The following is a 20,511-nucleotide window of genomic DNA, read 5'->3' as shown; positions in this document are numbered from 1 at the left end:
TTGCTTAAGCGCCCGTAGCTCAGCAGGATAGAGCGACAGTTTCCTAAACTGTGCGTCGCGGGTTCGAATCCCGCCGTGGCGCGTTTCGAAAGCATCTTATTTACGGGATGTAGCTCAGCTTGGTAGAGCACCTGGTTTGGGACCAGGGGGTCGCATGTTCGAATCGTGTCATCCCGATACTTCATATAATCTGTGCAGCAGATTCATACGGAAATAACCTGCCGGGTCTTTACCCAGCAGGTTTTTTTGTGCTTTTAACACGTTACCACAACTATCATTCCTCTGATCCTCTACTCTAAATACCGATCCAACGTCTTTTGATAGACTTCTTTTGGCCGCAGCCCAACCAGCTTTTCCATCGGCTCCCTATTTCGAAAAACGATCACTAACACCGGTGCGCGAAGATAACTCCCCGATCTTCATGCTGCTCTGCCTCCCTTCGGGGATGGTTCCAGTATAAACCATAACATCAATGTCAGGGTCAACAGCGATTGTGCCTATGGTACAACTTCTCTTTCTCTGTAGAGGTACAACATTAAATACACTATTTTACAAATAAAGAGTTTGTTATTGGCGAAAAGGAATCAACTCCGTTTCTTCCTGATTATGTTTTTGCCATCAGTGTTCTTTTGCGGACAGACCGTTGGATTGTATGTAGAGGTGATATCGATGGGTGAGGTTCAAAGCGGTGAAAAGAAAGGAACGATAACAGCTTGGTACGGAACGGGAGAAGCTGCAACCAAAGCCTACACCCTTGAGGTCGACGGAATCGAGTATAACGTTGTCCCGTATACCCTCGTTACATTCCGGGATGCCAGCGGCCGACTTTCCGATCTTCAGACCGGTGACCCGGTGAGGCTTTGGTTTTCCGGTGTGCCAGAATATCTATGGATATCTCAAATTTACATCGACCGGGATAGTGCTCGCCACAAAAATTAAGAATACCTCTATCGATGCCTTTTAATAATGAGCAACCGTTTATCAATAGCAGCCGATGTCATCTGGTAAGGTGTCTTTTGACAACTGGGCTCGTAAGTTCTGCCTTATCGTCGGCTGTCGAGTTTGATCCCTCTTCCAATGGTTAAGCGAATTTTCTTCCGCTATTTTACGGAAAACCAACCGATTAGGCCCCATAATTCCCTTAAATTTTTTATTATGAGAAAATAGCACCCTTTTCTCCCTCTATTTATTCCATACACTTGAAATAGCGCCCCCTTCTCCTCTTATTCATTGGAGACCACCGATGGGAACGGGCAGCTATCTTATCACGGTAACAGAATGTCACATTTCCTCAAATCGCACGACTTGGAAATCGCTACATTCATATCGCATAAAAAAAAGCAGAGGGCTGCACTAGCCCTCTACTCCGCTCCAAGCTGTTGACCGAGCTCTGCTTGCTCTCGGGACAGCTTTTTTCTATAGGTGATTTTGGACAACCAAATACTCACTTCATACAACCCGAACAGCGGTACGATGACCAGAATGTCCGACATCGGGTCCGGCGGTGTCACCAGCACGGCAACAACGGTCAAAATAAAATATGCCAGCTTCCGCGACTTGGACAGCAGCACCGGGTTCACAATGCCGAGCCGAGTTAAGAACATGACGATCACCGGCATTTCAAACAGCAGACCGAACGGCAGCGTCATGTACAGCATAAACGTAAAATACTTCTCCGCCGTGTACATCGTTTCGAAATCTCCGGCCATTCCCTGAAGAAACATTAGAACCATCGGAAACAAAATAAAATAGCCGAAAGCAAGGCCCACAATGAATAAAATTGCAAGCGCCGGAATGAAGCTGAGCGTCGCCTTCTGCTCGTTTTCCTTCAAAGCCGGCTTCACAAAGCTCCACACCTGATAACCGGCCATCGGAATCGTCGCTGCAATCGCGCAGACGCCGGAAATGACGAAATACACCCATAAAATATCCGAGGGCCCGAGAATGGTCAGCTTTTGATCCAAGTTCCGCACGAGCCACAGGTAAATATCTCTGACAAAAATAAAGCTTATAGCTAAAGCCGCCGTAAACGTAAGCAAGGTAACGATAAGTCGTTTACGAAGCTCCGCCAAATGATCAACTAAATTCATTTCCTCCGACGGCATCGTTTCCCCACCTTATTTTTTATCGGATGTTCCGATTTGAGTAGGCTCGTCCTTTTCGTTCTTATCGTCCTTCTCCTTGTCGTTGCCGGTTAAGCCTCTTGTTGCGTCTTTAAATTCGCTTAACGTGCGGCCGAATGCGCGGCCGAGCTCAGGCAGCTTGGACGGTCCGAAAATAATGAGGGCGATGATAAGGATTAAAATTAATCCTCCGATACCAATGTTACCGAACGGCATAGTCCCAACTCCTCCGAAAATGGTTTGCTTACAAGCAAACCCCGCTGTATAGCGGGGCCTCTTTTTCTTACATTTTAACAAAGCTTTCTGCAAAAAACATCTATAAATTGTGCCTCGTCCCCATCAGCCGTTCAAATACTTGGCGGTTTCGGTACGAAACGCAGTAACAGCAGGAATAATGCCCGCAGCTGCGCCGATCAAGCTGAAGGCTCCTGCTACTCCGAGATGGGCCGCATCGAACACGATCGGCGTATGAATCGAGCTTTCCGTACCGATCTGAGCAGCAAGTGCGGCGGCAGCGCCATAACCGAGGCCTAAGCCCAGTACGCTTCCGGCACACACAAGCAGGAACGATTCAACCATCACCATAGAGAACACAGTACTTTTGTGCGCCCCAATTGCCCGGAGGACAGCGACCGTACGCCTGCGTTCCAAGGTGGAGCTGTACAGCGAGAGAATAATGGTCAGCATCGCCATGCCAAGGACAATATAGCTTACGCCCTTCAGCATTTCTTCACCCGTACCCATCATGTCAAACACTTTGGCCACGACCTGTCCAGGAAATACGGCCTGAGCTTCGGTGGATGCATTGATTTCTTGATACATTTTCATTAAATCCATGTAAGTTTTGGGCTTTACCAATACGGCGGTTACGCCTGGCTCCTCCGCATGCTCTCCAGCGGCATGCCCTTCGCTGCTGGCATTCGGCTGTCCAGCCGCGCCTTCTGGATGCTCATCGGCCTTTTCGCCTGCATGAGCATCGCCATGCTCGTCATGATGCGCCTCACCTTCATGCTCCTCCGCATGCTCACCCTCCTCATGCGGAGCTTGACCATGGCTTACCCAGTAGCTATTCATATCGACATAAATGCCTTGATCCGCCGGCGCCTGAAGCTCTTTCATAATTCCGACAACCGTATAGGGATGCTCGGCATGACTATTCCCTGTTCCGACAGCTGCGACCACACCGTGGCCGGACACAAAGCTGTCCCCTACCTTCAATCCGGTTCTTTGGGCGACCTCCGAACCGATCACCGCTTCAAAAGAAGCTTGAAAAACACGTCCTTCACCAATTTGAAAAAAATCCGGATCCTTCGGAGCCGCCTTCAGCTTGAAAAATTGCTCCGATGTCCCCACCAAGCGATACCCTTTGTAATTGTCCCCGAGTGCAAAAGGAACGGCCTCATTCACCCGCGGATCCTCTTTTAACTCTTCATATACATGAAGCGGAATGTTCCCCAATGGACGATCCATAAGGAAAATCGTGTTAAACACTAATTGATTGGCGCTGCCCTTACTTCCGACGATCATACCGTACGGTTCGGTCGCCGTTTTAATTCCCTGTTTGACGCCGGAGGCCAAAATGAGAACGCAAAGCGCCATGGCAATGCCTACAGCAACAATAATCATCGTTATCCAGCTTTGAACGGCGCGGTTCATCAAGTTGCGCCATGCCATCGCAAATAAGTTCATCGTTAGCTCACTGCTCCCTCTTGACGGACCGGCGTTTGACTTTTTCCAAGCGTCATACGTTTCCCTAGAGACTCGGCTATTGTCATGTCATGCGTACAGAGCAGCAGTCCCGCTCCGCTGGATTGACATAAATCAGTCAGCATACTGACAATTAGCTTCCCATTCTCGGGGTCTAAGCTGGCCGTCGGTTCATCGGCAAGCACAAGAGCCGGTGCGTTGATCAACGCTCTTGCAATCGCCACTCTTTGCTGCTCCCCGTTGCTCATTCTTGAAGGTACATGGTTGACCCGGTGTCCCAGATTTACCTGCTCAAGCAGCCGCAGCGCCTTACGCTTTCGTTCCGCCTTCGGGACTACGCCGCCAAACTGCATGGCGAGCATGAGGTTTTCCAATGCGCTATAACCTTGAAGCAAATTAAAGTTTTGAAACACATAGCCGATATGCTCGGCACGGTACCGGTCAAGCTGCGATTCCCGTAGACCGGTTACGTCGATGCCTTTAACTGTAACATTTCCTGTTGTTGGCCTAGAGATCCCAGCGATAATGTTGAGCAGGGTGCTCTTTCCTGAACCGCTCGGGCCGATGAGGGCGACCGCTTGACCTGCTTCCATGTCAAATTCATCCACGGTGAGCACCGTCATCGGGCCATCCGGGGTTTCATAGGTTTTCGTAACCTCACGCAAGGAAAGCATTATTTCAACACCTCAACTTTGTCCGCATGAATCCGAATTAAACTGACGAACCCCGTGTTTTCATCGGTTTCCGAACCGATGCTTAAGGTTCCCTTTACTTTGACCTGATGCTCGGTAGGATTGATATCTTCCCCCTCTGGCATCGTAATGACAACGATATCCGCCGGCCAGTCGGCATCGCTGGAACAGAACGGACAAGTGGCCATTGGTACCTTCGTCAATACGAAAAACGTTACGTCGGCAGTTAGAGGCGGCGCCATATAACCGGTCATTTCGACCTCTTTTCCATCCAATGCTTTCAGTTTTTCGGAAAATTCCATACCGCGAACCGTCATTTTGGAATATAAGCCGTCAAAAGTCAGCGTCCGGTCGTCATCATAAGGCTTAATCAGCTTATCCGCAGGTTTCGACTGCTGCTGGGGCTCCGCTTTCGCCGTTTCCCCTCCTGCGCCTGCTTGCACTGGGCTTGCCTCTAGCTGCGGTACAGTCGTGCCGGCTTCCGCCGCTTGTGCCTGCTCAGGTGCAGCTGCCACTGGCTGGCTTGACGGCTGCTGTGTCGGCTGAGAAGCCCCATTCGCCGCTGCCGGTGCTGCTGATGCCTGCGCTTGCGCGGTCTGCTCCTTCGACTCGCCCTCAGAAGCTTGCTCGCCTAGCTTCTGAGCCGTATCCTTGGCGGCAGAGTTCTCCTCTTTCACTGGGGCAGCTGCTGGCTGAGCGGCGGCCGTTTCCTTCGATGGTGACGTTTGTGCTTTCTTGGCCGGCTCCTCTTTATCGCTGCTTTCCGGCTTCACGGACGCTGCAGCCGCTTTGGTGTCGGCTTGGTTCCCGGCACTGCCTGCGTTAGAAACAACCGGCTTCTCCTGTAGAGGAGAAGCCGATTGGTTACAGCCTGCAGTTGTTGTAGCGAGGATTGCCAAGCCTATGGCCGAAGCGATCAATCGTTTGTTATTCACAAACATGAACGATCCCTCCATAGTCTAGATAAGTTTTAGTTGGATGCCAGTACAGAAATCAACGATTGAGCGGAAACAAGCGTATTGCCGTTCTCAAACTTGTATTCCAGCGCAATTTCTTTGCCAGCCGCGTAAGCTTTGCCCGAATTCAGGCTAAGTACAATCGTCTTGCCGTTTACGTCAACCGTAACTTCATGCTTTGGAGCATTGTATGTTGCAGTACCGCCCAGAACGTTGACGAATTCACGAAGCTGAACCCAGTTCTGACCCTCTGCTTCTGTTTCTACCAGATTCAAGCCCAAGGCATGAATCATACCGAAGAAAATTTCCGTGTTGTCGATCGTGCCGCGGAAGTAGTTCGCGCCTGGACCATGAGCCATAACAGGGATATCGTCTACCGTGTGCACGCCAGTGCTTGCATTCAGCGGACCCACCTGCAGGAAGCGGTCTTTGTTCGGGTCATCCGGGTTAAGCAGCTTTTGTGGATTTGCAACATAATCGCCTGCTTCATTTTTTACCGCTGGAGCAGTCGGAACCGGATCGAACTTGTAGTCTTCATAGTAATCCGGGTGGGCTGCAAAATGCACAGCAAGCTTACGATCCGCATCTACATTATCCGGGAAACCGTCGCCATCGCCGTCATAGTAAGTCGGGAAGCCTGCGTTTTGGTACGTGCGGACTGCATCCTTGCCGGATTTTCCGTCGCCTTCCCAATACGTACCGGTGATGCTCATGGAGTGTGCATGGTCAGCCGTTACAACAACGAGGGTCTCGCCGTCTTGGTCGGCAAATTGCTTCGCGAGGCCTACTGCTTTATCCATTTCGATTGCGTCATAAATCGCGCGCTCCCAGTCCAGCGGATGGAGCTGCTTGTCGATGCTGCCGCCCTCTACGAGCAGGAAGAAGCCGTCTTCGTCTTTGCTCAGGACGTCGATCGCCTTTTGCGTCATATCCCACAGCGTCGGCTGATCCGTGAACGACTTCAGCGCAGCTGTGTTGTTCGTGGAACGGTCATAGTACACGTTCATATCGCCAGTGTGGAACAGGCCGAGCAGCTTGTCCGTGTTTTCTTTGGATACTTCGTTCAGCTGCGTTCCGTTCTCAACGATCTTGTACCCGGATTGCTGGAACATGTCAAACAGGTTCTTCTCATCTTTACGCTTGGAACCGATGGTCGATTGCGGCAGGAAGTATGCCGAGCCGCCGCCCAGAATAACTTCTGGCTGGACATTATAGAACATCTCCGCGATTTCTGCTTTGTCGCCGCGCAGACGTGTATGAGCTACCGCAGAAGCCGGGGATGCGTCTTCGATTTCCGCTGTGGAAACAACGCCTACCGCCTTACCTGCTGCACGCTTCACGATTTCAGCAATCGTTTCTACCTTCGGGTCGTCCAGGGAATCCTTCGTATTGTTCGGATACGTTCCAAGTGCGTTAACAACTGCTTTGTGACCCGTTGTATACGCGCTCGCGCTGTTAGCCGAGTCGGTTGCAATGGAATCCATACCGGAAGTAGTTACTGTGCCGCGCGTTTGCATCTTTTCCATTTCCAGCAGACCGTTGTAACGGCCCTCTACGTTTCCTTTGGACATCAAACGAGCTGCTGTCAATACCGGGTAGCCCATGCCGTCACCGATGAACAGGATCACGTTTTTCGCTTTTTTACCGCTTTGGTCAGCCAAAACAACATCATATTTTACAGAATGGCTCATGCTGTCCGCTTGAACCTTTACTTCAAAAGCTCCCGCTTCGTTAATCGAAACATCACGGATGGTGAACTCTCGGCTTGTTTCCGTTTGTGTTTTCTCAAACGTTTTGCCAAAGAACTCTTCCGCTGCTTTTCCGTTAATCGTAATCGTTACGTTCTGCGGAACCGCTTTCAAATTATTCAATTCGACACGGAAGTCAAATTTGGTTCCTGCCAAAAACTTTGCTTTGTTAATCGGAGCAATGTAAATCGAAGCCTCTGCTGCTTGCTCTGCCGCTTGAGCCTTTTGCACGGGCAGGCCCGGAGCTGCAAACGAACCCACTACGAGTGAGCTTGTAATAGCTACGCTTGAAATCACTTTGAACACTTGCTTTTTCATTCGTACACCTCCATATGTATTCGCCTAGTTCATTATAGGAGGAGAATGTAAACGCAAAGTTCGCACTATATTAATCTAGTATTAAATTTGCCCATAAGGGAGATAGATTTGCATCATTTCGATTTCCCCTGCTTCCCGCTTCCACCCTTTATCCTTGTGGTACAATACCAATACATTCGTAAACTAGGAAAAAGGAGAGTGCCCTCATGTACATCGTCCATTCGATCGTGCGCGTTCCGCATGAAAAGGCGGATGAAGTGATCGGATTGTATCGGAACCGTTCCCGGCTCGTCGACCAGGCCCCGGGCTTTCAATCGTTTCAGCTGCTGCAGACCGAGACCGATCCGGAAGAGCTGACCGTCCAAATGCAGTGGGATACGAAAGAGCATTATTTGGCCTGGGTCACCTCGGAGGATTTCAAACGAATTCATGAGCTCGAGAAAAAATATCCCGACCAAGAGCTCGCTTCCATTGTTCCAACCGTCCGTAAGTTTAAGGTGGTGGCGACATGAGACTGGAGGATCGAGTAGAGGCTTGTATTGAGGATGCGTTAAAAGGCATGTACGAGGCGTTTCCGGAGCTTCTAGAGCGTTACGGAGAGCGCGGCGTGCAAAAATGCCGGGAGGACAATCGCCATCATTTCCGCCATCTAGACACCGCGTATTTACTGCGAAGCAGCAATATTTTCACAGACTATGCGTTATGGTTAAATGGGATGCTGGTCCGCTTCGGAATGAAGCCGGATCATCTTATCGACAATTTTGAACGGTTGATCCGGTCTATTCCGAAACGGTTTGAAGAAGACCGCGCAGCAAGCTACGTCGAATATTTGCATCAAGCCATCGCTGCGATGCGCCAAGGCCTTGGTAACGCGGTCTCCCCCGTATCTAAGGATTAAGGGAGCTTTTCCTGTAAATCGGCAATCCGCTCCACCAACCGCGGATGGGAATCAAACCAAAAGTGAAGGATAAGCGGGGGGTTTACCTCCGCCTTGCTATGGATAGCCAGCTTTTGCAAAGCCCGGATTCCCGCTTCCGGGTGCTGCAGCTGCGCGGCCACCTCATCTGCCTGCCGTTCCAAATGCCGTGAATACGCGTTATGAATCGGAGTTAACGTAAAGCTCACGATGGAAACAACCAGCAGGAGCATCGGCAGCGCCGCCAAATCAGCGGACGTCCGTATTTTCCACTTCCTTCCCCAACGCAGCAGCATCCGAAAATAATAATGAAAGATAAGCCGATATGCGAAGAATGCCACTATAATCGTAAACGCAAAGGCCCGCCATATGTCATGATTAATGTAATGGCCAATTTCATGTGCCGTTACGAACGTCGTTTCGTCCACCGAGAGCGCCTTGATCAGCGTATCCCAAAGCACAATCCGCGCACTTCCGCCGATACCGTTAACATAAGCGTTTAAGGCATTCGTCTGTTCCGACATGTTCACCTGAAAGATCCGATCCGCCGGAATCCCCGCTTGACCGCCTAGAAGCTCAATATCTTTTTTTAATTCCGCATGCTGAAGCGGCTCATAGGTATGGAACATCGGGTCAATGACGACCGGTTGAATAAACAATAAGAATAAGGTCAGCGGGATTGTCGCGAGCCAGCTCCACAGCCACCAGCGCCTGCGATGCACCTTCTTAAGCAGCGTATACAATCCCCAAATCACCGGAAGCCACATCAGAAAGCTTAACGCAAATTGCTTCAGCTGCAGCGATACCCACTCCATGCTGGTCATTTCCGTCATCTCATAGCTTTGAGCCAGCTTAAATAAGTAAACATCGGCCGGCAGCGAGACCAGCCCCATAACAACAGATAGCAAAAACACGTACACGCCCGTTTGGAGAAACGGCTTGGCGCTGATTTGCTTGGCCTTATGCTGAAACCATAAGGAAACCCCAGAGGTCATCAATAAAATGTACACGATCCATTCCAGCGGAATCGGCAGCAGCGCTGCCAACCAACGCTCCTTCGCATAGTGATGGACCGTCTGAACGTGCTCCCGCTCCATAAACATCGACGGGTCTCCCGGGCCTCCGCGAAACGCCTCCGGCACCTCAAAGGGCGTATGTGCATTCAAATATAGCATGACTGCGGCCGCATAGATTGCAAGACCGATCAGCGTCAGGATCACCGGCTTATTCATAAGGGTAAAGAGCCTCCTTGAAGTCAGTTCGGATTTGTTCTTCTTGTCCCTTATCAATGTATGTAAGATCTGTCCCAAAAATCTCTCCATTTCCTAAAAGGATCACAACCCTATCTAAATTCAGCAAAAAAGTGCGATCCGTGTGGACCGCACTGGCTGCTTGTTATTTAGTGGCCTTCGCCGTGTTTATCACGGGAATGCTGGCCGTTTTTGACCGCTTTCGAGCCGGATAACGGTTCGTTCGGCTGCGCCGGGTTTCTCCCGAGCGGCTCACGGTCATGATTCGGTTCATTCTGAATTTGCGTCATATGCTTTGCCATCGGATGAACCTCCTTTTAATGACGGGCCAAATGCTGGTCCCGCTTATCGTCATGATTTTTTTGCGCATAACGGCGGCGGTCATTTTTGTCCTGCTGGATTTGTTGATTTTCTAAAGCCACCGGAGAAGCATGGTTCAGGTCATCAACCACGTTTTGCAGGTTTTTGTCGGCTGCGGAATGATTCTTCGTCATCCCCAATCCCTCCTTTTACCGATGCGTCAGCGCATGAAGACGCTGCGCACACTCGTGGAAATGGCGTACATAATCCTCGATTAAATTTTGAATAATTTCCGTATTTTCCGCGACATGGATTCCGCCACGCTCAACATCAAGGAATTCGACTTGAACCTCACGGTCGTCCACATATGTGCAGCGAAAATCAAACGAATACATGCTGCGTCCTTCGGTTTCAATCGTGACCATAAGGGCCTGCGGATCCCGCTCATCAGGACGAACCACACACTTGTCCCCTGGATTCAACAGCAATGGCAGCGTGTTTTCCCATGCTTGTACCAGCTCCTGCTGGCTTACGCTTGGCTGCGCAATTCTCGTCATAGTACAGCACCTCCTCTACTGCTTACAATGCCCGATTTGGTACAGCACCATGAATGGTAATTTCGTTCCTCAGGGAACTTCCTTGGGATGAATAAAGAAATTGTTAATATCGAACCATTGATGTATGCGGATCCGAACTGATAAGCTATATTTAAAAGGGTAAAACATGGAATTTTGGAAGTAAAAGTTTAGTTCTGAGTGTTCAGCTGCATTGCGAACCTTTGAAAGAATAGGGGAAACAGGATGGAAGTCGAAGCATTAAAAAAAGTGGAGCAGCTCGCCCTCAAAAAACAAAAAGTGTACCAAAGCAGTTGGCTTCGCTACATAGCGCGTTCCGCATTAGCCAGCATGTTCATCGGGTTTGGCGTCATCGTTGCTTTTAAAACCGGAAGCTTCTTTTACGCGGTGCATTCCCCATTTACGTATCCTATGGCGGCCCTCACCTTCGGTGCGGCCATTATCTTAATTTCGTACGGCGGCGGCGATTTGTTTACGGGAAACACGTTTTATTACAGCTACACGGCGCTACGACGTAAAATGCGCTGGCTTACGGTCGTTAAGCTGTGGGTCTTAAGTTACCTAGGTAATATCCTCGGTGCGGTCGCGTTTGCAGCTCTTATTTTTACCACCGGATTGTTTGCCGAAGAATCGGTCAATGCCTTCTTATTAAGTGTTGTCGATAAAAAAATGAACCTACCCAGCATGGAGCTGTTTTTTCGAGCCATTCTTTGTAACTGGTTAGTTTGTCTCGCTTTTTTCATCCCGATGTCCATGAAAAATGATGGGGCCAAAATGTTTGCCATGATGCTATTTGTGTTTTGCTTTTTTATTTCCGGCTACGAACACAGTATTGCCAACATGTGCACCTTCGCCATCGCACTTGTACTTAATCATCCTGGGACCATTTCGATGCAGGGCGTCTTCCATAACTTAGTTCCTGTCACTTTGGGTAACCTGATTGGCGGAGCAATTCTTATGGCTTATATGTATCACTATGTCAATAAACCTTATTATGAAGAACAGGAAGGTGCAGAGCATGAATAATAAATCAAGAGTAGTCATTATTGGAGTAGGTGCGGTCGGTGCAACAACGGCTTATACACTCCTGCTGCGCGAACGAGCGGATGAGCTTGTCTTGATTGATGCTAATCAGAAAAAAGCGATTGGCGATGCGATCGATATGAATCATGGCCTTCCTTTCGTCGGCAAAACCAAAGTATGGGCAGGAACTTACGAGGATTGCCGCGGCGCGGAGATCATCATCATCACCGCGGGTGCTGCACAGAAACCGGGAGAATCCCGGGTCGACCTTCTAAAGCGCAATGTTGCCATTTACGAGAGCATTATCAATGAGGTGTTAAAGGTTAACCAAGATGCGATTCTGCTCATTGCATCAAACCCGGTCGATATTATGAGCTACTTCTCTTGGAAAAAGTCGCAGTGGCCGGTTCAACGGATTATCGGGTCGGGAACCTTGCTGGATAGTGCACGTTTCCGGTATTTAATCGGGGAAGAGCTGAATATTGACCCTCGCAGCGTTCATGCCCACATCATCGGGGAGCATGGCGATTCGGAGCTTCCGTTATGGAGCCTGGCTAATGTTGCAGGCACCCCCGTTCAGCTGAATCAGGAGCAGCGGGATAAAATCTTTGTCAGCACGCGGGATGCCGCTTACGAAATCATCGAAGCCAAGGGGGCGACCTATTACGCGATCGCTCTTGCGCTGGACCGTATTTGCACAGCAATCCTTCGTGACGAGGGTGCCGTGCTCAATGTATCGACCCTGCTTAACGATTACCATGGCGTATCTGATGTGTACTTGGGGGTTCCGTGCATCGTGGACCGCCAAGGCGTCCGGGAGGTTATGAAGCTGGATATCTCCGAGGACGAAAAAGCGCTTCTGCATAAATCGGCGAACAAGCTGAAGGAGCTTATCCATTCGATCGAGGTTCAGTAAGGGAGATAGGAACCATCGAATATGTGGTTAAGCTGCAACAAAAAAAGAGCGTCCATCGCGGCGCTCTTTCTGTTTGTATATGTATTAAGGTTTTACCTTTACGATGCGTGATTGCTGCCGTTTGCTGATCCTCCGACGAACCCTTGGGGTTCGAATACTGCAGAAGATGTTATGGCGGAGAGGGTGGGATCCTCGCCTTCGGCGAGACTGCGAAGCTATTGCTACCGTTGCTGATCCTCCGACGAACCCTGGGGGTCGAATCTGCAGAAGATGTTATGGCGGAGAGGGTGGGATCCTCGCCTTCGGCGAGACTGCGAAGCTATTGCTACCGTTGCTGATCCTCCGACGAACCCTGGGGTTCGAATCTGCAGAAGATGTTATGGCGGAGAGGGTGGGATCCTCGCCTTCGGCGAGACTGCGAAGCTATTGCTACCGTTGCTGATCCTCCGACGAACCCTGGGGGTCGAATCTGCAGAAGATGTTATGGCGGAGAGGGTGGGATTCGAACCCACGGAGGCTTGCACCTCGGCGGTTTTCAAGACCGCTGCCTTAAACCACTCGACCACCTCTCCGAACGGTGACAATTTGCATTGTATCACAGGTGTAACCTATATTCAATCTCTACATTTTAGCAATTACTGATTTGCCGCCCATATACGGTCGAAGCACTTCTGGAATGACGATTGATCCGTCGGCCTGCTGATAATTTTCCATGATCGCAGCTACCGTCCGGCCAATGGCAAGACCCGAACCGTTAAGCGTATGGACAAACTCTGGCTTCGCTTTCGGCTCTTTCCGGTAACGGATATTTGCACGGCGTGCCTGATAATCCTCGAAATTGCTGCAGGACGAAATCTCGCGGTACGTATTGCCCGAAGGCAGCCACACCTCAAGGTCGTAGGTTTTCGCCGAGTTGGCGCCCATATCGCCCGTACAGAGCAGCATCACACGGTATGGCAGGCCAAGCAGCTGCAAGATCTTCTCTGCCTGCGCCGTAAGCTTCTCCAGCTCCTCGTAGGACTCCTCCGGCTTGACCAGCTTCACCAGCTCAATTTTATTGAATTGATGCTGGCGGATCAATCCGCGGGTGTCACGGCCGGCTGCTCCCGCTTCAGAGCGGTAGCACGCACTGTAAGCCGCGTAGTACTTCGGCAGCTGATCAGTGTCCAAAATCTCGTCACGATGATAGTTCGTGACCGGAACCTCTGCTGTCGGGATCAAATAATACTCCGAATCCGACAAATGGAACAGATCCTCCGAAAATTTCGGAAGCTGTCCGGTTCCGAATAAGCTGTCGCGGTTTACGATCATCGGTGGCAGCATTTCTTCATACCCGAAATGATCGACATGCGTATCCAGCATAAACTGGATTAACGCCCGCTCCAGCCGCGAGCCAAGACCTTTATAGAATACAAAGCGTGAGCCGGTCACCTTTGCCGCCGCTTCAAAATCTAAAATACCAAGCTCCTGACCCAAGTCCCAGTGAGCCTTCGGTTCGAAGCCGAACGATGTAGGCTCGCCCCAGCGGCGGACCTCTTGGTTGTCATCCTCATTAGCGCCTACCGGAACGGAAGGATGCGGAATATTCGGGATCGCGACCACCAGGCCGTTAAGCTCCTCTTCCGTCTGTCTTACTTCATCATCCAGCTGCTTAATCCGGTCGGATACTTCGCGCATTTCCAAAATAAGCGCTTCCGCATCTTCACCGGCTTTTTTCTTGGCGGCCACCTCTTGAGATACCGTGTTACGACGGTTTTTCAGCTGCTCGCTTTCCTGCAGCAGCTCTCTGCGCCGGATGTCCAGTTCGGTGAACCCATCCAGCTCTTCCGGCGATTTTCCGCGTTTTTTCAAAGCTTGCTTCACGGCTTCCAAGTCGTTACGTAATAACTTGACGTCTAACAAGCCCAATCCCTCCGCAACTCAACTAAAATGGAAGCACCTGCAGACATCCGCAAGCGGAGCTGAGGTGCCGTTACATTCATTATAATGCAGCTTTCGCAGATTGCTGTTCCTTCGCCATCTGCAGGAAGTAGGCATGAACTCTTTCATCGTCGGTTAATTCCGGATGAAAGGAGGTTGCCAGCAAATGCCCTTGGCGAGCGGCGACGATTTGTCCTTTGTATTCGCTTAGGACTTCGACCCCGTCGCCAACCGACTCAATCAGCGGAGCACGGATAAAGACCGCTCTCACGTCCTCGGCAATCCCTTTGACGTCCAGATTCACCTCAAAGCTTTCGCGCTGACGTCCAAAAGCATTCCGTGCCACCTTCATGTCCATCAGCTCTAAATGAGCCTCCGGCTGTCCGGCAATTTCCTTCGCTACAACAATCAGCCCGGCACAGGTGCCGAATACCGGCTTTTTGGCAGCGGCAAACGTGCGAATCGGGTCGATGAAGTCATACGTACGCATCAGCTTCCCGATCGTAGTGCTTTCCCCGCCTGGGATAATAAGACCGTCAAGCTCGTCCAGCTGCTCTTTGCGCTTCACGATAATGCCTTGACCGCCGGCCTTCTCAATAAGGCGGATATGCTCAGCTACGGCTCCCTGCAGAGCCAGTACTCCGATCTTCATCTTACCAACCGCGCTCCTGCATGCGTTCTGCAGCTGCGATTTTGGAAATTTCGATGCCCTTCATCGGTGTACCCAAATTTTTGGAAAGCTCCGCGATCAAGCCATAATCTGTATAATGAGTTGTCGCCTCAACGATCGCCTTTGCAAATTTCTCCGGGTTGTCCGATTTGAAAATACCGGAACCAACGAATACACCGTCCGAACCAAGATGCATCATCAATGCAGCGTCTGCCGGAGTGGCCACGCCGCCTGCAGCAAAGTTTACAACCGGCATACGACCGGTTTCGTGAACTTGGAGCAGCAGCTCATACGGCGCTCCCAGGTTCTTTGCTTCCGCCATAAGCTCGTCCTTGGACATGTTCTGCACCTTGCGGATTTGGCTCATCATCAAACGCATATGACGTACCGCTTCAACGATATTGCCTGTTCCCGGTTCGCCCTTCGTCCGAATCATCGATGCGCCTTCACCAATACGGCGTAATGCTTCGCCGATGTCTCTCGCGCCGCAAACGAACGGCACCGTAAACTCATGCTTGTTAATGTGGAACACTTCGTCCGCAGGCGTCAAAACTTCGCTCTCATCGATATAGTCCACGCCAAGAGATTCCAATATCTTGGCTTCAACGAAGTGACCGATACGAGCCTTCGCCATAACCGGGATCGATACGACCTTCATCACTTCTTCAACGATCGTCGGATCCGCCATACGCGCTACTCCGCCGGTTGCGCGGATATCTGCAGGAACCCGCTCCAGAGCCATAACCGCAGATGCGCCCGCAGCTTCGGCAATTTTCGCTTGCTCTGCATTCATGACGTCCATAATGACGCCGCCTTTTTGCATTTCAGCCATACCGCGCTTAACTCTTGATGTACCTGTTTCCATTTGCTTTTCCCCCTGCCAATGACTTCTATCCGATTATTTTACCTGATTCATTTTCAAGATACAACGAAATTAAAACATATTTTTCACACCGGAAAATAAGTTTCCGAAGAATGAACCGATGGAACGGAATAACAGTGCGAACCAATTAGCCTTTTCGACCTTTTCCGCTGCGACAAGGTTGACCTTCTGAACTTCCTTGCCGTTATAAAGCACTGTAGCTGTGCCCATTACTGCACCCGCTTCAATTGGCGCTACCCGCTTCGTTTCTTCGATCCACTCAACCTTTACTTCCGGCTCCACCTTGTCCGATTTCTTTACAATGAGCTCAACCTTACCGTCCGTTACGACCGGAACTTCAGGCTCCTTGCCTTTTTTCACCTCTGCCGTTTTCGCGTCGGGAAGTTCTACTTTTGCGTCCAGAAGGGTGCGCTTTTCGAAATTTTTAAAGCCGTAGTCGAGAAGCTTTCTTGTTTCCTCAAACCGCTTGGGCTCAGAAGGAGCACCCATGACAACGCTGATCAAACGCATTCCGTCACGCACAGCCGTTCCGGTAAAACACCACTTTGCCTCATCCGTGCTACCTGTCTTTAAACCATCCAAGCCCTCGTAAGCATACTTTCGCAAATACACATTATCCTTGTTGCCTTCAACCATCCAATCCCAGTTCACCATAGGATCTTTATCCCGCTCACGGAGCTTGAAGCTCGGCTGCTTCGTAAATTCCAAAACCTCTGGATGATCACGAATAATATAATAAGCAAGTAACGCCGCATCACGCGCTGTTAGCAGCGTTTCCCCTTCAATACTTTCTGGCACATATTTACCCATATCCTTGCGAGACAAACCGGTTGCGTTGATAAAATGAGCGTCTGCCGATAATCCGAGCCGCTTCGCAGTTTCATTCATCAGCTTGGCAAACTCTTCTTCCGATCCGGCAATATGCTCTGCTAAAGCAACAGCAGCATCGTTTGCCGAGTAAATGGAAACCGCCGCAAACATTTGACGAACGGTCAGTTTTTCATTTACTGCCAGCAATGCTTGGGAACCAATAACGTCCGCAGCATTTTGTGTCGTTGTTATGAGCTCTTCCCAAGTTAGCTTACCCGATTTGATGTTTTCCATGACGATGAACTCTGTCATCATTTTCGCCATACTTGCCGGGGGCAGCGGCTTATCCGCACCCTCGGTCTCATATAAAAATTGACCTGTGCCCGCATCCATTAAAATGGCCGTGCGCACATCAAGCTGCAATGCCGGGTCTTCAGCTGCTTTTGCCATAGAGCCAGAAATGAATGTAGAACCGATGTTTATACATAATGCCAGTGCAACGACCGTCGAAATTCGCTTTTTCCAAGCTCGTGGCTTGATGAACAACGCTCTCACTTCCCATCTGTTTTTTCGCTTATCCATTGTACCATAGCTTTCCTACATAAAAAAATAATACAAAAGGCACACCATTAATTTGGTGTACCTTCGACGTCATTTTATAAGGAATAGTTTGGCGCCTCTTTCGTAATTTGCACATCATGAGGATGGCTCTCTCGCAAACCGGCACCAGTAATGCGAATGAACTGTGTATCATTTTGCAGCTCAGTGATCGTTCCTGTACCACAATATCCCATACCGGAACGCAATCCGCCAATCAACTGGTGAATCGTATCAACGATCGGTCCTTTATACGGTACGCGGCCTTCGATTCCTTCCGGTACCAGTTTGTTCTCGTTTTCTTGGAAGTAACGATCTTTACTGCCTTCTTTCATTGCACCGATTGAGCCCATACCACGGTACACTTTAAAGCGCCTACCCTGATAAATTTCCGATTCCCCCGGGCTTTCCTCCGTACCTGCAAACAAGCTGCCAATCATAATGGCGCTTGCGCCGGCCGCGATAGCTTTGACAACGTCACCCGAGTATTTAATGCCTCCGTCGGCAATAATCGGTACATTATACTGTCTTGCCACATTCGCACAATCGTAAACAGCCGTAACCTGGGGTACCCCAATACCGGCGATAACCCGCGTTGTACAGATGGAACCAGGTCCAATGCCCACTTTAACGACCGATGCTCCGGCTTCGATCAAATCGCGTGTTGCTTCTCCCGTGGCCACATTGCCTGCGACAATGAGCAGCTCTGGGTACTTCTGGCGAAGCTTCCTTACGGTTTCAATAATGTTGATATGATGGCCGTGAGCGGAATCCACCACAATTAAATCGACCTCAGCCTTAACAAGGGCTTCGGCGCGCTCAAAGGTATCCTTCGAAATGCCGATCGCCGCACCAACAACGAGACGGCCTTGCGCATCCTTCGCCGAATTCGGAAACTGGATCGCTTTTTCGATATCCTTAATGGTGATCAGGCCCTTGAGGCGTTTTTCTTCATCCACTAAGGGGAGCTTTTCAATCTTATGTTTTTGTAAAATGATTTCGGCTTCCTGGAGGGTTGTCCCCACTGGTGCCGTCACGAGGTTCTGCTTGGTCATCACCTCATCGATCCGAATCGAATAGTCATGGACAAAACGCAAATCCCGATTTGTGATAATTCCAACTAAACGCTGGTCCGCATCCACAATCGGAACACCGGAAATCCGGTACTTGCTCATTAATGCTTCTGCCTCGTACACATGATGATCGGGAGTTAAGGAAAACGGGTTGGTAATGACTCCGCTCTCGGAACGCTTTACCCGGTCCACTTCCTCAGCCTGCTGCTGAATAGACATGTTCTTGTGAATAACGCCAATTCCGCCTTCACGGGCAATTGCGATCGCAAGCTTCGATTCCGTTACCGTATCCATCCCTGCACTCATCAGTGGTATGTTGAGCGTGAGATGTCCAATTTTCGTTGAAACATTAACTTCTCTCGGAAGCACGGACGATTTACGCGGCACAAGCAAAACGTCATCAAACGTTAAGCCCTCTTTCTCAAATTTCGACTCCCACACGTGGAGGCACCCTACCTTTCATGGTTCCATATTCCAAAATTTATTATTGCCATCTTAACAATGACCCCTATTGCTGTCAAGCAAAGGGGTCAGACCGAACCAGACGGATTTCAACCGCCTTTTAACGAATATTTGCAGTTCGCGTTCCATAATAAATATTGCTCAATTCCGAGCTCTTTTAACGCTTTAATTTGCTCTTTCACTTGTTTATCTTTATACGTTTGATGCGGCTTCACCCAGGTAGCCGTAAAATCCTGGAGCCAAGGACGGATCGAGGCTGGCGTATTCCCCTGCTGTTTTAAGGTATTGTTCTTTTCCTGTGCATCCTTAATGGCTTCTTCAATCAGCCGATGCGGTTCTAAGTCAGGGTGCTTAATTCCGTAATGCCCACTCCCGTAGTGGGAAGGATAAGTCATTGGGGAAATAAAATCGGTATAAGGACTGATCGCGGTCCAATTTTGCCCGATTCCCATATCGTTATTTACCGTCGTCGTTAATCCAAATACATCCGCAGAAACCGGCTTTCCAGCAGCATGAAGCTCTTCCTTGGCCAGCTTTACAAAATTAGCGATCATCTGTTCCTTTGTCCAGCCATTCTCATTACGGAACGCTGCTTCACGATCCAATTTGGCGCCATTCTCCGGAAAACGAACGTAATCGAATTGGATCTCATCAAATCCAAGCGCAGCCACTTCTTTCGCAATCTCAAGGTTATAGCGCTGTACTTCCGGGATATACGGATCTACCCAGGAAACCCCCTTATTATTACGCCACACTTGGCCTTTTTTCGTATGGATGGCGTATTCAGGCTTTTTCGCTGCTAAAAAGGGATCCTTAAACGTAACGATTCGTGCAATGGCGTAGATCTTCTTATCCTTCAGCTTTTGAAGCAAGGCTTTGACATCAGTGATCTTCGCTTTTTCGTCTGCACCAATCTCGCCAGCAAGCGGAATATTGGAATCGTACGTAATTCGACCGCTATCGTCTTTCACATCGATAACCATTGCATTCAATTCGGTATCATCCAAAAGCTTCAGTAGCTTCTCAAAGTTTTTTTCCTGTGTTGCATAACCGGACACATAAATACCTTTAATGTCATGGCGAAGTGGAACATCAGGTACACGTGGGGAAATTGGGGTATCGTTAACCTCCGTTTTTGAGGTTTCGGCTTGCTGCCCATCATTGGCTTGCTCTGACTTCGATTGTTGATTCATTGAATTTTGCTGATTGGAATGGGTTCCATCCATCGCTTGAGCATTTAAATTGTGGGGCGCTTCATTATTCTCATTCCCATCTGCAAGCCCCTCCTCTTCCTGCGCAGTAAAGGAATCAGGCTTCGATGGTGCCGCTTCATCCTGCCGATCGTTTGCAGCTGCACACCCGAATAAGCCGACAGTGACAAGGAATAACATACAATATAATAAAAACCGCTTCATACGGTACACCTCCTTAGGCATTAGTATGAAGCGGCTTACCTGCAATCATAAGTCTGAAATGACACCAGCCTTGTTATAAAAAAACAAACACGCTTCACCATTATGGTGAAGCGTGTTTTCATTTGCTTGGCGGCGTCCTACTCTTCCGGGACCCTGC

Annotated in this window: 21 protein-coding genes and 3 tRNA genes; 7 read left to right on the top strand and 17 right to left on the bottom strand. The window is 49.7% G+C overall.

What is annotated here, in order from left to right; all coding sequences use genetic code 11:
- The first annotated feature begins 8 nt into the window (after positions 1 to 8).
- From GQS10_RS14710 to GQS10_RS14700, 3 genes are all read left to right on the top strand, one after another.
- Positions 9 to 83: transfer RNA gene (locus tag GQS10_RS14710), tRNA-Arg, on the top strand.
- 20 nt (positions 84 to 103) lie between these two features.
- Positions 104 to 177 (top strand) — tRNA-Pro (locus GQS10_RS14705).
- A gap of 429 nt (positions 178 to 606) precedes the next feature.
- Positions 607 to 939, top strand: coding sequence for a hypothetical protein (locus GQS10_RS14700; RefSeq protein WP_166243479.1), 333 nt, complete (start codon positions 607 to 609; stop codon positions 937 to 939).
- 422 nt (positions 940 to 1,361) lie between these two features.
- Here GQS10_RS14700 and tatC read toward each other — a convergent pair whose 3' ends face one another.
- From tatC to GQS10_RS14670, 6 genes are all read right to left on the bottom strand, one after another.
- Positions 1,362 to 2,105 (bottom strand): twin-arginine translocase subunit TatC, encoded by a 744-nt coding sequence (gene tatC / locus GQS10_RS14695; protein WP_166243477.1) that lies wholly within the window; start codon positions 2,103 to 2,105, stop codon positions 1,362 to 1,364.
- A gap of 12 nt (positions 2,106 to 2,117) precedes the next feature.
- Positions 2,118 to 2,339 carry a twin-arginine translocase TatA/TatE family subunit gene (tatA, locus tag GQS10_RS14690; protein WP_166243475.1) on the bottom strand — a complete coding sequence of 74 codons (222 nt, stop codon included), beginning with the start codon at positions 2,337 to 2,339 and terminating at the stop codon, positions 2,118 to 2,120.
- Positions 2,340 to 2,462: 123 nt separating this feature from the next.
- The gene (locus GQS10_RS14685) at positions 2,463 to 3,812 is read right to left on the bottom strand and encodes an ABC transporter permease (protein WP_166243473.1); all 1,350 of its coding nucleotides are present in this window, start codon (positions 3,810 to 3,812) and stop codon (positions 2,463 to 2,465) included.
- A 2-nt stretch (positions 3,813 to 3,814) separates the two neighbouring features.
- The gene (locus tag GQS10_RS14680) at positions 3,815 to 4,504 is read right to left on the bottom strand and encodes an ABC transporter ATP-binding protein (RefSeq protein WP_166243471.1); all 690 of its coding nucleotides are present in this window, start codon (positions 4,502 to 4,504) and stop codon (positions 3,815 to 3,817) included.
- Positions 4,504 to 5,463 carry a hypothetical protein gene (locus tag GQS10_RS14675; RefSeq protein ID WP_166243470.1) on the bottom strand — a complete coding sequence of 320 codons (960 nt, stop codon included), beginning with the start codon at positions 5,461 to 5,463 and terminating at the stop codon, positions 4,504 to 4,506. Before GQS10_RS14675 ends, GQS10_RS14680 begins: the two co-directional genes overlap by 1 nt.
- A 29-nt stretch (positions 5,464 to 5,492) precedes the next feature.
- The gene (locus GQS10_RS14670; RefSeq protein WP_166243468.1) at positions 5,493 to 7,544 is read right to left on the bottom strand and encodes an alkaline phosphatase; all 2,052 of its coding nucleotides are present in this window, start codon (positions 7,542 to 7,544) and stop codon (positions 5,493 to 5,495) included.
- Positions 7,545 to 7,750: 206 nt separating this feature from the next.
- Here GQS10_RS14670 and GQS10_RS14665 point away from each other — a divergent pair, with 206 nt between their 5' ends.
- Both GQS10_RS14665 and GQS10_RS14660 read left to right on the top strand, forming a co-directional pair.
- Complete coding sequence (locus tag GQS10_RS14665) at positions 7,751 to 8,056, top strand: antibiotic biosynthesis monooxygenase family protein (protein ID WP_166243466.1); 306 nt, start codon at positions 7,751 to 7,753, stop codon at positions 8,054 to 8,056.
- A complete protein-coding gene (locus GQS10_RS14660) occupies positions 8,053 to 8,442 on the top strand; it encodes a hypothetical protein (protein ID WP_166243464.1) in 390 nt (129 codons plus the stop codon). The genes GQS10_RS14665 and GQS10_RS14660 overlap by 4 nt, the downstream gene beginning before the upstream one ends.
- On the opposite strand, the gene GQS10_RS14655 is transcribed toward GQS10_RS14660, so the two are convergent.
- From GQS10_RS14655 to GQS10_RS14640, 4 genes are all read right to left on the bottom strand, one after another.
- Entirely contained in the window at positions 8,439 to 9,692 is a 1,254-nt protein-coding gene (locus tag GQS10_RS14655) for a M48 family metallopeptidase (protein ID WP_166243462.1), read from the bottom strand. The genes GQS10_RS14660 and GQS10_RS14655 overlap by 4 nt on opposite strands.
- A 167-nt stretch (positions 9,693 to 9,859) precedes the next feature.
- Positions 9,860 to 10,012: a small acid-soluble spore protein P gene (locus tag GQS10_RS14650; RefSeq protein WP_243735188.1), complete on the bottom strand. Its 153-nt coding sequence runs from the start codon at positions 10,010 to 10,012 to the stop codon at positions 9,860 to 9,862.
- Positions 10,013 to 10,027: 15 nt separating this feature from the next.
- On the bottom strand, positions 10,028 to 10,204 hold the full coding sequence (locus tag GQS10_RS14645) for a hypothetical protein (protein ID WP_166243460.1): 177 nt from the start codon (positions 10,202 to 10,204) through the stop codon (positions 10,028 to 10,030).
- Between the two features lie 15 nt (positions 10,205 to 10,219).
- Positions 10,220 to 10,567, bottom strand: coding sequence for a hypothetical protein (locus GQS10_RS14640; RefSeq protein WP_166243458.1), 348 nt, complete (start codon positions 10,565 to 10,567; stop codon positions 10,220 to 10,222).
- A 243-nt stretch (positions 10,568 to 10,810) separates the two neighbouring features.
- Between GQS10_RS14640 and GQS10_RS14635 the strand changes: the two genes are divergently transcribed.
- Both GQS10_RS14635 and GQS10_RS14630 read left to right on the top strand, forming a co-directional pair.
- Complete coding sequence (locus tag GQS10_RS14635) at positions 10,811 to 11,611, top strand: formate/nitrite transporter family protein (RefSeq protein WP_166243457.1); 801 nt, start codon at positions 10,811 to 10,813, stop codon at positions 11,609 to 11,611.
- A complete protein-coding gene (locus GQS10_RS14630) occupies positions 11,604 to 12,524 on the top strand; it encodes an L-lactate dehydrogenase (RefSeq protein ID WP_243735187.1) in 921 nt (306 codons plus the stop codon). The genes GQS10_RS14635 and GQS10_RS14630 overlap by 8 nt, the downstream gene beginning before the upstream one ends.
- A gap of 484 nt (positions 12,525 to 13,008) precedes the next feature.
- Here GQS10_RS14630 and GQS10_RS14625 read toward each other — a convergent pair.
- From GQS10_RS14625 to GQS10_RS14595, 7 genes are all read right to left on the bottom strand, one after another.
- Positions 13,009 to 13,096: transfer RNA gene (locus tag GQS10_RS14625), tRNA-Ser, on the bottom strand.
- Between the two features lie 49 nt (positions 13,097 to 13,145).
- Positions 13,146 to 14,426, bottom strand: a complete 1,281-nt coding sequence (serS, locus tag GQS10_RS14620) for a serine--tRNA ligase (protein ID WP_166243454.1) — start codon at positions 14,424 to 14,426, stop codon at positions 13,146 to 13,148.
- 79 nt (positions 14,427 to 14,505) lie between these two features.
- Positions 14,506 to 15,096: a pyridoxal 5'-phosphate synthase glutaminase subunit PdxT gene (pdxT, locus tag GQS10_RS14615; RefSeq protein ID WP_166243453.1), complete on the bottom strand. Its 591-nt coding sequence runs from the start codon at positions 15,094 to 15,096 to the stop codon at positions 14,506 to 14,508.
- A 1-nt stretch (position 15,097) separates the two neighbouring features.
- Positions 15,098 to 15,979 carry a pyridoxal 5'-phosphate synthase lyase subunit PdxS gene (gene pdxS / locus GQS10_RS14610; RefSeq protein ID WP_166243451.1) on the bottom strand — a complete coding sequence of 294 codons (882 nt, stop codon included), beginning with the start codon at positions 15,977 to 15,979 and terminating at the stop codon, positions 15,098 to 15,100.
- A 69-nt stretch (positions 15,980 to 16,048) separates the two neighbouring features.
- Positions 16,049 to 17,257, bottom strand: a complete 1,209-nt coding sequence (locus GQS10_RS14605) for a D-alanyl-D-alanine carboxypeptidase family protein (protein ID WP_243735186.1) — start codon at positions 17,255 to 17,257, stop codon at positions 16,049 to 16,051.
- 206 nt (positions 17,258 to 17,463) lie between these two features.
- Positions 17,464 to 18,918, bottom strand: a complete 1,455-nt coding sequence (gene guaB / locus GQS10_RS14600; RefSeq protein WP_166243447.1) for an IMP dehydrogenase — start codon at positions 18,916 to 18,918, stop codon at positions 17,464 to 17,466.
- A gap of 110 nt (positions 18,919 to 19,028) precedes the next feature.
- A complete protein-coding gene (locus tag GQS10_RS14595; RefSeq protein WP_243735185.1) occupies positions 19,029 to 20,354 on the bottom strand; it encodes a putative glycoside hydrolase in 1,326 nt (441 codons plus the stop codon).
- Between the last annotated feature and the right edge of the window lie 157 nt (positions 20,355 to 20,511).

The organism is Paenibacillus turpanensis (assembly GCF_011421635.1).
Taxonomy (GTDB): Bacteria; Bacillota; Bacilli; order Paenibacillales; family YIM-B00363; genus Paenibacillus_AK; species Paenibacillus_AK turpanensis.
This window is presented reverse-complemented; position numbering and strand designations above follow the sequence as displayed.

Excerpts from the sequence above, each read along its gene's own strand:
- GQS10_RS14640 (WP_166243458.1), bottom strand. The coding sequence starts at position 10,567 with ATGACGAGAATTGCGCAGCCAAGCGTAAGCCAGCAGGAGCTGGTACAA.
- GQS10_RS14595 (WP_243735185.1), bottom strand. The coding sequence starts at position 20,354 with ATGAAGCGGTTTTTATTATATTGTATGTTATTCCTTGTCACTGTCGGC.
- GQS10_RS14665 (WP_166243466.1), top strand. The coding sequence starts at position 7,751 with ATGTACATCGTCCATTCGATCGTGCGCGTTCCGCATGAAAAGGCGGAT.
- GQS10_RS14675 (WP_166243470.1), bottom strand. The coding sequence starts at position 5,463 with ATGTTTGTGAATAACAAACGATTGATCGCTTCGGCCATAGGCTTGGCA.
- tatA (WP_166243475.1), bottom strand. The coding sequence starts at position 2,339 with ATGCCGTTCGGTAACATTGGTATCGGAGGATTAATTTTAATCCTTATC.
- GQS10_RS14655 (WP_166243462.1), bottom strand. The coding sequence starts at position 9,692 with ATGAATAAGCCGGTGATCCTGACGCTGATCGGTCTTGCAATCTATGCG.
- GQS10_RS14645 (WP_166243460.1), bottom strand. The coding sequence starts at position 10,204 with ATGACGAAGAATCATTCCGCAGCCGACAAAAACCTGCAAAACGTGGTT.
- GQS10_RS14605 (WP_243735186.1), bottom strand. The coding sequence starts at position 17,257 with ATGGCAAAAGCAGCTGAAGACCCGGCATTGCAGCTTGATGTGCGCACG.
- GQS10_RS14635 (WP_166243457.1), top strand. The coding sequence starts at position 10,811 with ATGGAAGTCGAAGCATTAAAAAAAGTGGAGCAGCTCGCCCTCAAAAAA.
- GQS10_RS14680 (WP_166243471.1), bottom strand. The coding sequence starts at position 4,504 with ATGCTTTCCTTGCGTGAGGTTACGAAAACCTATGAAACCCCGGATGGC.
- GQS10_RS14700 (WP_166243479.1), top strand. The coding sequence starts at position 607 with ATGTTTTTGCCATCAGTGTTCTTTTGCGGACAGACCGTTGGATTGTAT.
- GQS10_RS14660 (WP_166243464.1), top strand. The coding sequence starts at position 8,053 with ATGAGACTGGAGGATCGAGTAGAGGCTTGTATTGAGGATGCGTTAAAA.
- GQS10_RS14670 (WP_166243468.1), bottom strand. The coding sequence starts at position 7,544 with ATGAAAAAGCAAGTGTTCAAAGTGATTTCAAGCGTAGCTATTACAAGC.
- GQS10_RS14630 (WP_243735187.1), top strand. The coding sequence starts at position 11,604 with ATGAATAATAAATCAAGAGTAGTCATTATTGGAGTAGGTGCGGTCGGT.
- GQS10_RS14650 (WP_243735188.1), bottom strand. The coding sequence starts at position 10,012 with ATGGCAAAGCATATGACGCAAATTCAGAATGAACCGAATCATGACCGT.
- pdxT (WP_166243453.1), bottom strand. The coding sequence starts at position 15,096 with ATGAAGATCGGAGTACTGGCTCTGCAGGGAGCCGTAGCTGAGCATATC.
- GQS10_RS14685 (WP_166243473.1), bottom strand. The coding sequence starts at position 3,812 with ATGAACTTATTTGCGATGGCATGGCGCAACTTGATGAACCGCGCCGTT.
- tatC (WP_166243477.1), bottom strand. The coding sequence starts at position 2,105 with ATGCCGTCGGAGGAAATGAATTTAGTTGATCATTTGGCGGAGCTTCGT.
- pdxS (WP_166243451.1), bottom strand. The coding sequence starts at position 15,979 with ATGGAAACAGGTACATCAAGAGTTAAGCGCGGTATGGCTGAAATGCAA.